At 68.1% G+C, this 12,141-nt stretch carries 14 protein-coding genes; 11 read left to right on the top strand and 3 right to left on the bottom strand.

Going from position 1 to position 12,141, the window contains the following annotated elements:
* Positions 1–289: 289 nt before the first annotated feature.
* Positions 290–1,204, top strand: coding sequence for a DUF4231 domain-containing protein (locus ACH47Z_RS02750; protein ID WP_399069744.1), 915 nt, complete (start codon positions 290–292; stop codon positions 1,202–1,204).
* A gap of 55 nt (positions 1,205–1,259) precedes the next feature.
* On the top strand, positions 1,260–1,775 hold the full coding sequence (locus tag ACH47Z_RS02745; protein WP_399069742.1) for a hypothetical protein: 516 nt from the start codon (positions 1,260–1,262) through the stop codon (positions 1,773–1,775).
* On the opposite strand, the gene ACH47Z_RS02740 is transcribed toward ACH47Z_RS02745, so the two are convergent.
* Positions 1,768–2,031 (bottom strand): hypothetical protein, encoded by a 264-nt coding sequence (locus ACH47Z_RS02740; RefSeq protein ID WP_399069740.1) that lies wholly within the window; start codon positions 2,029–2,031, stop codon positions 1,768–1,770. The genes ACH47Z_RS02745 and ACH47Z_RS02740 overlap by 8 nt on opposite strands.
* 53 nt (positions 2,032–2,084) lie before the next feature.
* Here ACH47Z_RS02740 and ACH47Z_RS02735 point away from each other — a divergent pair, with 53 nt between their 5' ends.
* The 5 genes from ACH47Z_RS02735 to atpF all read left to right on the top strand — a co-directional run bounded on the left by ACH47Z_RS02735 (position 2,085) and on the right by atpF (position 8,363).
* The gene (locus ACH47Z_RS02735) at positions 2,085–2,930 is read left to right on the top strand and encodes a fructose-bisphosphate aldolase (protein ID WP_399069739.1); all 846 of its coding nucleotides are present in this window, start codon (positions 2,085–2,087) and stop codon (positions 2,928–2,930) included.
* A gap of 5 nt (positions 2,931–2,935) precedes the next feature.
* Positions 2,936–3,835 carry a DMT family transporter gene (locus ACH47Z_RS02730; protein ID WP_399069737.1) on the top strand — a complete coding sequence of 300 codons (900 nt, stop codon included), beginning with the start codon at positions 2,936–2,938 and terminating at the stop codon, positions 3,833–3,835.
* Between the two features lie 66 nt (positions 3,836–3,901).
* Positions 3,902–4,651 carry an SDR family NAD(P)-dependent oxidoreductase gene (locus ACH47Z_RS02725; RefSeq protein ID WP_399069735.1) on the top strand — a complete coding sequence of 250 codons (750 nt, stop codon included), beginning with the start codon at positions 3,902–3,904 and terminating at the stop codon, positions 4,649–4,651.
* Positions 4,652–4,676: 25 nt separating this feature from the next.
* Positions 4,677–7,784 carry an SUMF1/EgtB/PvdO family nonheme iron enzyme gene (locus ACH47Z_RS02720; RefSeq protein ID WP_399069733.1) on the top strand — a complete coding sequence of 1,036 codons (3,108 nt, stop codon included), beginning with the start codon at positions 4,677–4,679 and terminating at the stop codon, positions 7,782–7,784.
* A 69-nt stretch (positions 7,785–7,853) separates the two neighbouring features.
* Positions 7,854–8,363, top strand: coding sequence for a F0F1 ATP synthase subunit B (atpF, locus tag ACH47Z_RS02715; protein WP_399069731.1), 510 nt, complete (start codon positions 7,854–7,856; stop codon positions 8,361–8,363).
* A 64-nt stretch (positions 8,364–8,427) separates the two neighbouring features.
* On the opposite strand, the gene ACH47Z_RS02710 is transcribed toward atpF, so the two are convergent.
* Positions 8,428–8,844 (bottom strand): ATP-binding protein, encoded by a 417-nt coding sequence (locus ACH47Z_RS02710; RefSeq protein ID WP_399069729.1) that lies wholly within the window; start codon positions 8,842–8,844, stop codon positions 8,428–8,430.
* Positions 8,845–8,965: 121 nt separating this feature from the next.
* Here ACH47Z_RS02710 and ACH47Z_RS02705 point away from each other — a divergent pair, with 121 nt between their 5' ends.
* Positions 8,966–9,817, top strand: a complete 852-nt coding sequence (locus tag ACH47Z_RS02705; protein ID WP_399069726.1) for a Scr1 family TA system antitoxin-like transcriptional regulator — start codon at positions 8,966–8,968, stop codon at positions 9,815–9,817.
* Positions 9,814–10,011, top strand: a complete 198-nt coding sequence (locus tag ACH47Z_RS02700) for a DUF397 domain-containing protein (RefSeq protein ID WP_399069724.1) — start codon at positions 9,814–9,816, stop codon at positions 10,009–10,011. Before ACH47Z_RS02705 ends, ACH47Z_RS02700 begins: the two co-directional genes overlap by 4 nt.
* Positions 10,012–10,026: 15 nt before the next feature.
* Here the strand turns inward: ACH47Z_RS02700 and ACH47Z_RS02695 are convergent, their stop codons facing one another.
* Positions 10,027–10,572, bottom strand: a complete 546-nt coding sequence (locus ACH47Z_RS02695; RefSeq protein ID WP_399069722.1) for a DoxX family membrane protein — start codon at positions 10,570–10,572, stop codon at positions 10,027–10,029.
* 136 nt (positions 10,573–10,708) lie between these two features.
* Between ACH47Z_RS02695 and ACH47Z_RS02690 the strand changes: the two genes are divergently transcribed.
* Together ACH47Z_RS02690 and ACH47Z_RS02685 are read left to right on the top strand one after the other, a co-directional pair.
* A complete protein-coding gene (locus ACH47Z_RS02690) occupies positions 10,709–11,035 on the top strand; it encodes a nuclear transport factor 2 family protein (protein ID WP_399069721.1) in 327 nt (108 codons plus the stop codon).
* A gap of 58 nt (positions 11,036–11,093) precedes the next feature.
* Positions 11,094–12,074, top strand: coding sequence for an aldo/keto reductase (locus tag ACH47Z_RS02685; protein ID WP_399069719.1), 981 nt, complete (start codon positions 11,094–11,096; stop codon positions 12,072–12,074).
* Positions 12,075–12,141 lie beyond the last annotated feature (67 nt).

Here is a 12,141-nt window from a genome sequence, read left to right as displayed (position 1 = left end):
AGCTGCGCCAGCGCCCTCCCTGCACGTTTAGGCAGGTCATAGCGTTGCGGTGACTTTCCCCGGCGTACAGCCCGACTCGTCTGCCGCTGAGGGCCCCCGATCAGCGAACATACTGGTCAGTGGCCCTTTTGTGCCCCGGCGGTCTTGCGTGGACCCCGTTCCGTACCGGTTCGAACGAAGCCTTGCCGAGCTTGTGCCGACAGGCTGAGAAAAGGGCATCATCGGACGGATCCCTGCGACCGCTGGGCCGGTTGCCGAGAAGTCCTTGCGCGCCCTCCCCGCAATCGTCATGATCGTGGGCATGTCTGGGGGGCCGAGCGACCTGATCCTGACCGATGACGGTCTTCCGTCCATGTTCCGCTCCGCGGACGCCGCCTCCTTAGCCGGTCAGTCGGATACGGTCCGGTGGTCCGCTCTCCAGTTGTCCATGCTGGTCGCCGGAGCCGTGCTGGGCGGGGTCGACATCCATCTCGGCAACAGCCTTGATCTGGGCGCGCTCGTCGCGTCAATCGCACTCCTGGCCTCGCTCGCACCGGCCTTGTGGCTGTCCTTGAAGAATCCTCAGCGTGCCTGGTACCGAGGGCGCGCGGCAGCTGAATCGGTACGCACTCTGTCGTGGAAGTACGCGGTGCGGGCGGAGCCCTTCACGGGCACCGACGAGGCGGCGAACGAGCGGCTGCTGGATGACATGGCGAGCATCCTTCGCGACCTCCGTGACGTCGGCTGGCTCATCGATGCCGGCGGTCAGGCCGAGATCACCCCTCAGATGAGAGACCTGCGGAGTCAGCCTCTCCGGCTGCGTCAACAGGCATACATTCAAGGACGCTTGGACGCCGAGTACGTCTGGTACACCTCCAAAGCCGCCAGGTTCACGCGCATGGCCCGCCGGTGGGCGGCTGCGGCGGTTATCGCGACGTCGCTCGGCCTGGCGGGAGGGTTCCTGCGCGCCTTCGGCCTGCTCGACTACGACGGGCTGGGCAGCGCCTCGGCCATTGCGGCTGCCGCTACGGCATGGACGCAGCTCAAGCAGTACCGTCCGCTGGCGGCCGCCTACTCGCTCACTGCGCACGAACTGCTTTTGGTGAAGGCCGGCTTGGAGACCCTGGCCGATGACGAGGTCCAATGGTCACGTCGATGCAGCGAGGCCGAGGAGGCCATCTCACGGGAGCACACGATGTGGCTGGCCCGCCGGGAGGCCGCCTGAACTCCGGCACCGTGTCGCTCGTACTCAGTCACTGCCTTGACCAGGAGGAATGCGCGTGTCCTACCGGCTTGACGCCCAAGACGGCAACCACACCGATGAAGCACTGCGTGCGAGTCTGGAGGGATTGCTCGCCGACAACACCCTTTTCTACCTCGCGACGACGGGTTCTGGCGGTGCGCACATCAACACCGCGTTCTTCGCGCACGACGGGGAACTGAACCTGTACTTCGTCAGCGAGCGATCCACCCAGCACAGCCGAAACACCGCGAGTGACTCGCGCGCGGCAGCCACCGTGACGCATCAGCCGCCCGAGTACGGCGAGCACCTTCAAGGCGTCCAGTTGTCCGGCGTCGTACACGAAGCCCGGGATACGGCGACTGGCGCAAGGGCTGCTCTGACCTGCTACCAAGGGCGGTTCCCGACGTTCGCGCAGGACGCGGCGACGCAGCAGCGCTTCCTCACCGGCGAGGGTTCCCTGGCGCTGTACCGGTTCCATGTCGAGTTGCTGACGCTGCTGGACGAGCCTCGGTTCGGACGCCGGGTGTACGTCAAGGCGGCCGTTGTCAGGTAGCGGGAGGGAAGGGCGGTGCGGCGTCGTCCGCGATGTCGATCTCCGGTACGTCGACGTTCGCGAAGACGGCCAGGCTGTCCGCAGGGTCCAAATCGGCGGCCAGCCGGTGCAGTTCCTCAAGGGGATCGATGCTTTGAGGGAGCGTGCCGTCCTGGAGCTGCTGCACCCAGTCCGTACGCCGTGATCCACGCACCCCGTCCATGCGATCGTCCTCCCGGTCGGTCGTCGGTCCGCTGTCCGCCACGGTACCGGCCAACGCACCATTCCTCAGCCTCCGCGCTGACCATGACGGACCCGAGAGAGGACCACGTGACGTCCATAGGCAAGACAGTCAGGCTCGCTCGCATCATCCCCGGTGTCCGGACGGTCATGGTGCCCTTCGACGACGACCTCATCAACGGGCCCTACGCGGGTCTCGCCGATCCAGTGACACGTGCACGAGAGGTCGCATCAGGCGGGGCCGACGCCATGCTCGGCTTCCCGCGCCTCCTGACACAGTGCGCGGAGAGGGGCATACGCCTGCCCTTCGTCTCCAACCTCACCGCGAGCACCGTCCTCGGCGTCCACACGCGCAAGGTCGCGGTGAGCACTGTGGAGCGCGCCGTGCGCAACGGATGCGACGGAGTCGCGGTGCATGTGAATGTGTCGGACCGTCAGGAGCCCGACATGCTCTCGACTCTGGGCGCGGTCGCCGAGGAATGTGAACGGTGGGGGATGCCGCTCCTGGCCATCATGTACCCACGGCGCTCCCATAACGGAGCGGATGACAACTACCTCGAACTCAAAGAACACGAGCGTGCCCGATACGCGGATCTTGTGCGCCACTGCGTGCGCATTGCGGTGGAGCTCGGCGCGGACATGGTGAAGACGCAGTACACCGGCGACCCGGAATCCTTTGCCTCGGTCACCACCGCGTCCATGGGGATACCCGTGATCGTCGCCGGCGGACCCCGTACGTCGATCCGGGAGGCCCTGACCAACGCACACGGCGCGATCACGGCGGGGGCCACAGGTGTCTGCTTTGGGAGGCAGACCTACAACCGAACCGACATCCCCGGCTTCGTAGGCATGCTGCGTGCGGTGGTTCACGACGGACGCGCACCGGATGACGTGCTGGCCGGCCAACCGGGCATCACCGCCACCAGCGCGCAGTGAGCGCCATGTCCACGACGTCCCTGCGCCGTTACAGCCCGGCGTTGGGTACCGCGGGCGTGGCGGTCCTGTGGGGCACCAGCGGCGTCCTGGTCCGCGAAAGTGTGCTGTCCGCCGTAGCGATCGCGTTCGGGCGCGCCGCGGTGGGCGCGGCGGCCCTGTGGCTGTGGGAAGCGGTCACGCCGCGAGGGCGAGGCCGGGCGAGCATCCGCAGCTACGGGAAACCGGCGGTGCGCTCACTGCTGTGGTCCGGAGCGCTTCTGGCTGTGCACTGGCTGACGTTCGTGATGGCCTTGCAGCGGGCGCCGATCGGCACGGTCCTGCTCGGTATCTATCTCGCTCCGCTCGCCATCGCGGGGCTGGCCCACCGCACTCTCCAGGAACGTGTCACGCGTCGCCAGATGGCAGCGCTTGCGCTGGCCCTGGTCGGCAGCGTCTTCGTCCTCCAGCCGGGGCAGACCGGCGGTCTCGACGGTGTGACGTTGATCGCCGTTTCGGCGCTTGCCTACGCCGGGTCCACGCTGGCCAGCAAGAAGGCGCTCGGTACCGTCCCGACCGTACGGGTCGCCACCGGCCAACTCGCGATCGCCGCAGTGCTCTTGATGCCCTGGCTCGCCATCCATCCGAGGCTGCCGAGCCGCGTCGACGTCTTGGTCATCACCAGTCTGGGCGTGATCTACAGCGCATTGGCGCTCCTGGCCTACCTCGCCTTCCTCAAGCGCCTGCCGGTGACGACGGCCGGAATCCTGCTGTACCTCGAACCGGTCTCGGCACTGGTCTCCGGCTGGATCTTCCTGGGCGAACATCCCGCGCCACTCACCTGGCTCGGCGCATGTCTCGTATTCGTCGCAGGCTTCATGGTCAGCAAGGATTCCGTGTCCAACGCCGAACGGAAGCAGGATAGTTGAGTGTTGATCCGATACGGTGACTTCACCGTGTGAGATCACCGATTCACGATCAGCGAAGGACAGATCATGCCGCTCTCCGGTCAGGTTGCCGTCGTCACCGGTTCCTCGCGTGGAATTGGGCACTCCGTAGCGCTTGCCTTCGCCGAGCGCGGCGCGAAGGTCGTGGTCAACTCACACAGCGACCTCACAGGAGGCGAGGCGCTCGTTCAGACAATCAAAGAGAACGGCGGCAGCGCACTGTACGTGCAGGCCGACGTCGCCGACACCGCCGACGTCGAGCGTCTCTTCACGACCTCCGAGGAAGCGTTCGGCCCGGTCGACGTCCTGGTGAACAACGCCGGCCTCACCGAAGGCATGCCCATCCTCGACTCCACCAAGGAGCACTGGCTGCGCATGCTGAACATCAACCTCCTCTCCACCGTGCTGTGCTCCGTGCGGGCGGCCAGGACCATGAAGGAGCGAGGCACCGGCGCCATCATCAACACCTCCTCCATCCGCGGCTTCGACGCGACGGGCCGGGAAGGCGTGATGGCCTACTCCGCCGCCAAGGCCGCCGTCAACAACTTCACGCGCACACTGGCCAAGGAGCTCGCGCCTACCGTACGGGTGAACGCCGTCGCCCCCGGCTTCGTCAACACCTCGTACATGGACCGGACCGACGAGGCGCTGAAGGAGTCCTGGCTGGACATCATCCCCCTGCGCCAGTTCATCGCACCCGACGACATCGCAGGCGCATACGTCTTCCTCGCCGAGTCGCCGTACATGACCGGCACTCTTCTGACCGCCGACGCGGGGTTCACCCTGGGCCGCGGCTGAAGAGAGCAGGCAGCAGGGGGGAGGTGTGACAGTGGTCCGGGAGAAGATCTTCATCTCCTACCAGCGGGACTCCGCTGTCCTCGCGCAGCGTATCCACGATGCACTTGAAGACGCGGGTTTCGACGCCTGGGTGGACACCGAGCGCATCCGGCACACCGATCGATGGGCCACCTCTATCGACCAGGCGCTACGGTCAGCCGACCGCCTCGTTGTGCTCCTCACCGAGAAGGCCACGGAGTCCCGCGAGGTCTTCAACGAGTGGTTCTTCTTCTATGATCATCGCAAGCCCATCCACGTGGTGCGCATCGACGGCTGCGAACTGCACTACCAACTGGTCCCGTTTCAACGCCTGGAGTGGACCGCCCAGGCCGACGAGAGCGAATGGGCGGCACGCACGAGTGCACTCGTCACCACGCTACGCGGTTCATTCTCGTGGCCTCAGGCGGCTTCGGCGGATGACGCGGTGGTCACTACCCCCTTCGCCCCACCCCGCACCCTGCCCGGCGCGTTCGCCGCGCTCGAAGAAGCCATCCGCAATCCCGATCGCTCCGTCGCCCTCACCGACGAGCAGCTCCACGACATCCGTGACCACTCTTCGCGCAGCGTCCGTGAGTATCTGCTGTCCTGCTACGCCCGATGGTGCACCCCGCGCTACCAACTCGACCGCCGCTTCGTGCGCCTCGCCCTGGTCTACGACGAAGGCACCGACGCTTCCGACCGCTGGGTCACCGCGCCGAGCAGCCGCCGCACCGACGACCTCCAGGCCGTCCTCGCCGGCAGCGACTCCTTCGCGTACGTACTGCTGGGAGCGCCGGGGTCTGGAAAGACGACATTGCTGCGCCGCCTCGAACTCGACGTGGCCGCAGAAGGAATGGCCCATCCCGCCGAGCCGGTCATCCCGTTCAGCATCTCGCTGGCCGAATACGGTCTCAACGTCGGCGAACCGCCGGTCCCACGCCGTTGGCTGGAGGACCGCTGGAGGGCACGCAACCCGCACCTGCCCGAGCTGGCGCACTTCTTGGAGTCGGGCCGCCTCCTGCTGCTCCTGGACGGCCTCAACGAACTGGCCCACCTCGATGCCTCCGACCTGCGCCGCCGTATCGACGCGTGGAAGGCATTCCTCTACGAATGCGTGCGCGACGTCCCTGGAAACCGGGCCGTGTTCACCTGCCGCACCCTCGACTACGGCGCCATGCTCAGCAGCAAGGACGTCGGCGTCCCGCACATCCGCCTCGAACCCATGACCCGCGACCAGGTCCTGGAGTACATAGCCCTTCACCTGCCCGAACAGGCCGACCTTGTCCACGATGCCCTGAACGGCGACCCGCGAACCCTTTCGTTCTACCGCACTCCCTACATGCTGCGCTTGCTGGTCAACCAGGTCCGCGCTGTGGGCACGGTCCCGGTCGGCCGTGTCGACGCGTTCGCCGGCATGGTCCGCGAGCTGCTCCGCCGCGAGATCCTCTCCGGCAACCCACGGACCGCCGACCCGGAGCTCCTCACCGATCGCGAACAACGCCGCCTGCGTGACGGCGTCCGGGACCCACTGTGGCTCCCGGACCGCGGCCACCTCGTTCCCGCCCTGACCCGGCTCGCGTACCAGATGCAAGAAACCAAGCGCGGCGAGGACAAAGGAAGCGTCGTCGTCGACTACGACACTGCTGTCGACCTCCTCAACGGGCTGGCCCGACTCGCGGAGGCCTCCCTGCGTGTCGGCTGCGACACTGGCATCCTGGACGAGGACGAAGAAGCCATCCGCTTCTTCCACCAGCTCTTGCAGGAATTCTTCGCCGCACGCCAACTCGCGGCAGCCCCCGACTTCTCCCGCCTTGCCATGCCCGACACGGCTACCGCCGTAACCCCGCCTCTTGCCGTGGTCCTGACGCAGCTTGCCCCCGGCGAGCCGCTACCGCCGCTGCCGACCACTGGCTGGGAGGAGACGGCAGTCATGGCCGCCGCCCTCGCCGAGGACCCCGACGCGTACGTCCGCAACGTCCTCGCCGTCAATCCCGCCCTGGCAGGCCGCTGCCTGGCCGCCCCTGACGTACGCGTCGACACAGCCGTGCGCAATGAGGTGACGCACACGCTCGTCGCCCGCAGCACCAACCCGACGACGGACCTGCGGGCCCGCATCCACTACGGCCGCATCCTCGGCGTCCTGGGCGATCCCCGCCTGACGCGTGTCGAGAGCGCTCACGGTGCTGCGCTCCTCCCGGAGTTCGCGCACATACCAGCCGGCAACCACCGCATCGGAGCCGAAGGCACCCCGTACATCCTCGAACGACCCGTCCACGAGGTGCGCCTACCGGCATTCGACCTGGCCCGCCGCCCGGTCACCAACGCCGAGTACGCCCACTTCATAGCCGCTGGCGGCTATGAAGACGACCAGTGGTGGCACTCCGCCCACGCCCGCAGATGGCGCTCTGGCGAGGGCATCCAGGACCTCATCGCCGCCGAGTGGCGTAAGAAGCGCGACAACCTGCGCCGACGCCCCACCCTCCCCGTGGACATGCTCCGCACCGGCGCGGCTACCCTGCAGCAGGCCGTCAGCATGGTGAAGCTCACCACCATGACCGACGAGGCCATCCAAAAGGCCCTGACAGACATCTACGGCACGGAGGCCCCGTCCACACCGGCGTACTGGTACGACAGCCTCCTCGCCCACCCCAGCGCCCCCGTCGTCGGCGTCTCCGTTTACGAGGCGGAGGCCTACTGTGCCTGGCTCAGCGCGGTGACGAGCACGACGATCCGTCTGCCCACCGAATACGAATGGGAGGCCGCTGCGTCGGCCGGAGGGCGAGCCTTCCCGTACGGGGACGACTTCGAGGCGCTCGCGTCGAACTCCTTTGAGCTCCATGCGCGCAGCACGCTCCCCGTCGGCATTTTCCCCGAGGGACGGAGCCCCTCAGGCATCGACGATCTGTCCGGCAACGTCTTTGAGTGGACGGCGAGCGCCCCGGAGCCGTATCCCTACGATCGGAACGCCCGTCCGTCGGACGAGCCCAGCGATGCCCGTGTGTGCCGTGGGGGTTCGTGGCGCCACCGGCACAACAGGGCGCGGGCGGCGTACCGAGGGCGAGGACAGTGCTTCGTACGCAACGACGATCTTGGATTCCGGCTCGCGAGGGGCTAGGGGCAGTTGCCCTTAATGAGTTGAGGGAATCCGCTCGGTCGGTGCTGCCCGCACTGTTACGGTCTTTTCATGGGACCCCTGGAGCCAAAGGTAAACGAACTCATCGTTGCGGTGATCTGCTTCGCAGCGGTCTTCTTCGCTTTCGCGAAATTCCTGGTGCCGCGCATCACCAGGACGCTCGAGGCCCGGCAGGACGCTATCGAGGGCACCATCGAACGTTCCGAAGCCGTCTACGCGGAGGCTCGGCAGGTTCACGCCGAATACCAGGCCGAACTTTCCGAGGCGCGCCACGAGGCCGCCCGCCTCCGGCAGGCCGCGACCGACGAGGGAAGCCTCCTCATTCAGCAGGTCCGGGCCGAGGGGCAGCGGCAGCGCGACGAACTCGTGGCATCGGCCAGGGCGCAACTGGAAGCCGATCGGATCGTCGCCGAGGCGGCACTCAGGGAGGATGTGCTCAGGCTGGCCACCGACCTGGCCGAACGAATCCTCGGCGAGCCGATCACCGATGAGCGCAGGGCGCGGGAAATCGCCGACGCGTTCTTCGCCGAGGTGGACGCCGACTCCACGGCGAAGGCATAACCACAGCCTCGTACAAGGCCCGGACTTCTTCGTCTGGGCCTTTTTCGCGTTCTCGCATCCGCGGTCAGGGGAGTGCGAGACATGCCCAGACGGTCTTGCCGGAGGGCGGGTACGGGGCGCTGCCCCAGCCGCTCGCCAGCGCGTCCACGACGAGCAGGCCGCGACCGGATTCGGCGGTGGGGGTGGGTGTACGAGGCTGGAGCGGGCGGTCGCCTCGAGGGTCCGCCACCTCGATGCGGAGCGTGTCCGGGGCGTCGACGGCGAGCGTGAGCCGGAAGCAGCGGCCTCTCACCCGGCCATGGGTCACCGCGTTCGCGGCCAGCTCGCCGACGACCAGGGCAGCGGACTCGCTGGCCGTGCAGGAGGCCGGCCAGCCCCAGTCCGTGAGTTGCTGCGTGGCGAGCAGGCGGGCGAGGTGAGCACCTCGGGGCGTCGCGCTGAGGAGCTGGGTGAACCGCAGGGTGGAGATGTGTGACTTCATGTCACCCAGCGTGGTCGGGGCGCTCTACGCTGACCAGGCAATCCCTCTGTACGGAGGGTGTGTGTACCGGTACGCACGGTGTGCCGTACCGGTGTCGGCCGTGACCAGACAGGGGGTACGGGTGTCTGAGACGCAGGAGTCGTACGACGAGGGTGAGCTGAACGGTGACCTGGTGCGGGCGTTGGGCAAGCAGGTGAAGTTGCTGCGGGAGCGGGCCGGGCTCACGCAGAAGGAGCTGGGGGACCGGCTCCGGTACAGCGAGGATCTCATCTCCTCGGTGGAGCGGGGGAGGCGTAACCCGCAGCCCGAACTTCTGGAGGCTGTGGATGAACTGCTGGGCGCGGGTGGGTTGTTGAAGGCCACGATCGAGGACGTGGAGAAGGCCAAGGCGAAGGCGAGGGTTCGGCATCCGGCGTGGTTCAAGGATTACGCCCGGATGGAGTTGAGTGCGGTCGAGATCAACTTCTTCAGCATGGTGACGGTCCCGGGTCTGTTGCAGACAGAGGACTACGCGCGAGTCACGTTCAGTGTGCGACGGCCGCTGTGGTCGGAGGAGACCATCGAGCAGCGCGTGGCCGCGCGGATGGCTCGTCAGGAGATCCTGACCCAGTGGCCGCCGCCGATCGTCACGGCAGTCATCGATGAGGCCGTTCTACGGCGTGAGATCGGCGGGACGAAGGTCCAACAGGAACAGCTGCGGCACCTGTTGAACGTCGGCCGACTTCGTAGCACCACCTTGCAAGTCCTGCCGCTAGGCTGCGACGAGAACCCCGGTGTGGATGGTCCTTTCATTCTCCTGACGCCCAAGGGGAAACCGCAGGTCGGCTACCTGGAGGTGCAGGGGGCCAGCCACTTGATCACGGACCCGGAAGAAGTGCGTATGCTGGCCGCGCGGTATGGAGCCATCCGTGGGCAGGCTCTCACACCAGGCGAGTCCCTTGCTCTGATGGCCGAACTGTTGGGAGAGCGATGATGACTGGTACCACCTCGCCCGAACTCGCCTGGGTCAAGAGCAGCTACAGCGGCGGCGAGGGCGGCGAATGCCTTGAGGCCGCCATAACGCCCGACTCCATCCACATCCGCGACTCCAAAGCCCCCACCCGTGCCCAACTGACCATCGGTGCCTCGGAGTGGGCCGCGTTCGTACGGTTCGCCGTCACCCGCTGACGGTCAGAGCTTCTCCTACTCCTCGAACAGCGCTTCCTGCTCCCCCTCCGCCTTCGCCCGCACCCGGCAGTTCCGTGCCCCCACCACCACGGCCGTGGCCGCCGCCGTGACCCCCAGGGCCACCGGGACCATCCAGCCGCGGTCGAAGACATGGCCGAGGGCGTGGTCGAGGGAGGCGCGGCCCGGGCCGGTGATGGCGAGGCCGGCCGCCGCGAGGCCGAGGCTCGCCGCGTACTCGTAGCCGCCCGACTGGGCGAAGAAGCCGTTGGGCACGTGGACCGACGCCGCCCCCGCCATCGCGCCGGCCGCCGCCGCGCCCGCGGCCGGGGTTGCCAGACCCAACGCCAGCAGGGTGCCGCCGCCCGCTTCCGCGAGGCCCGCCGCCGTCGCGCTCGCCTTGCCCGGCGTGTAGCCGACGGACTCCATGAACTGGCCGGTGCTCTCCAGACCGTGCCCGCCGAACCAGCCGAACAGCTTCTGCGCGCCATGCGCGGCGAGCACTCCGCCGGTGCCCAGCCGGAGCAGCAGCAGGCCCAGATCACGTCGGTCGAAACAGGTCACGGCGACTCCCGGCAGATGGGGCGGATGGGCGGACGGGTTCCTCCCGCCCGTCCACCGTCGCAGCCCTCACCCCGGTGGGCGAGCCGGGGAGGGCGTTCGGGTGGCGGGGCCGCGGCGGCGGTGTGAGCCTGACGCCATGACGATCAAACCAGCCAAGCTCAGCGACCCGGCCGTCCGGGCCTTCGTCAACGCGGTCAACTCCCATGACCGCGAGGGCCTCCTGCACCTCCTCGCCCCCGGCGCGACCATGTCCGACGACGGCTCCGACCGCGACCTCGACGAGTGGCTCGAGGCGGAGATCTTCTCCTCCCACGGCCACATGGACGTCCAGAGCGAGTCCGACGGCGGCCGGGCCCTGGTCGCCGACTACCGCAACGACGCCTGGGGCGAGATGCGCACCGCGTGGCGCTTCACTGTCGACGACGAGGGGCAGATCGCCCGCTTCGAGACCGGGCAGGCGTAGAAGTCGCGTACGCCGGGCCTTGTCTTCGTGTGCGCTTCAACTCCTAGCGTCTCTCGGCATGACGCAGAGAACTCTGGGACGCAGCGGTGTGGACGTCAGCGCGCTCGGCTTCGGGTGCTGGGCCATCGGCGGTGAGTGGCAGGGTGCCGACGGGCAGCCGCTCGGCTGGGGGAAGGTGGACGACGACGAGTCCGTACGGGCGATCCACCGCGCCCTCGACCTCGGCGTGACCTTCTTCGACACCGCCGACTGCTACGGCACCGGGCACAGCGAGGAGATCCTCGGCCGGGCGCTGGGCAAGCGGCGGGACGACGTCGTCGTCGCCACCAAGTGGGGCAACCTCTTCGACGAGCGCACCCGCACCGCCGACGGCCAGGACGACACCCCGGCCCACGCCCGCCGCGCGCTGACCGACTCCCTGCGCCGGCTCGGCACGGACCACATCGACCTGTACCAGTTCCACCTCTCCGACGCCGACCCGGAGCGGGCGGCCGAACTCCTGGACACCTGCGAGGAGTTCGTACGGGAAGGGCTCGTGTGCGCCTACGCCTGGAGCACCGACGACCCCGCCCGCGCCGCCGTCTTCGCCGAGGGGGAGCACTGCGCGGCCGTACAGCACGCGCTCAACGTGCTGCAGGACGCCCCCGACATGCTCGCGCTGTGCGAGGAGCGGGGGCTCGCGAGCATCAACAGGAGTCCACTGGCCATGGGGTTGCTGGGAGGGAAGCGGCGCGGCTCGCTCGCGGCCGGGGACATCCGGAGCAGGCCGCCGGCCTGGCTCCAGGGGTACGACGCGGACGGCTCCGGCGCCGACCAGGCCTGGCTGGCCCGCATCGACGCCGTGCGGGACATCCTCACGAGCGACGGCCGCACCCTCGCCCAGGGCGCACTCGCCTGGCTGTGGGCCCGCAGTCCGCGCACGATCCCGATCCCCGGGTTCCGCTCGGTCGCGCAGGCCGAGGAGAACGCCGGCGCGATCGGGAAGGGGCCGCTCACCGCCGGTCAGTTGAACGAGGTCGAGCGTCTGCTCGGGCGGTGAGCGGCCTGTGAGCCGCTCTGGGTGAAGGATGTGTAAGGGCTGGGAAGCGCTGAGAAACGCAGATAAC

The organism is Streptomyces sp. NPDC020192 (genome assembly GCF_044388685.1).
Taxonomy (GTDB): domain Bacteria; phylum Actinomycetota; class Actinomycetes; order Streptomycetales; family Streptomycetaceae; genus Streptomyces.
Note: the sequence above shows the minus strand (reverse complement) of the source record. Positions and strands in the feature narration are given on the sequence as shown.

Coding starts and splice junctions, on each gene's coding strand:
- ACH47Z_RS02725 (WP_399069735.1), top strand. CDS start 3,902: ATGCCGCTCTCCGGTCAGGTTGCCGTCGTCACCGGTTCCTCGCGTGGA.
- ACH47Z_RS02700 (WP_399069724.1), top strand. CDS start 9,814: ATGATGACTGGTACCACCTCGCCCGAACTCGCCTGGGTCAAGAGCAGC.
- ACH47Z_RS02730 (WP_399069737.1), top strand. CDS start 2,936: ATGTCCACGACGTCCCTGCGCCGTTACAGCCCGGCGTTGGGTACCGCG.
- ACH47Z_RS02750 (WP_399069744.1), top strand. CDS start 290: ATGATCGTGGGCATGTCTGGGGGGCCGAGCGACCTGATCCTGACCGAT.
- ACH47Z_RS02690 (WP_399069721.1), top strand. CDS start 10,709: ATGACGATCAAACCAGCCAAGCTCAGCGACCCGGCCGTCCGGGCCTTC.
- ACH47Z_RS02685 (WP_399069719.1), top strand. CDS start 11,094: ATGACGCAGAGAACTCTGGGACGCAGCGGTGTGGACGTCAGCGCGCTC.
- ACH47Z_RS02710 (WP_399069729.1), bottom strand. CDS start 8,844: ATGAAGTCACACATCTCCACCCTGCGGTTCACCCAGCTCCTCAGCGCG.
- atpF (WP_399069731.1), top strand. CDS start 7,854: ATGGGACCCCTGGAGCCAAAGGTAAACGAACTCATCGTTGCGGTGATC.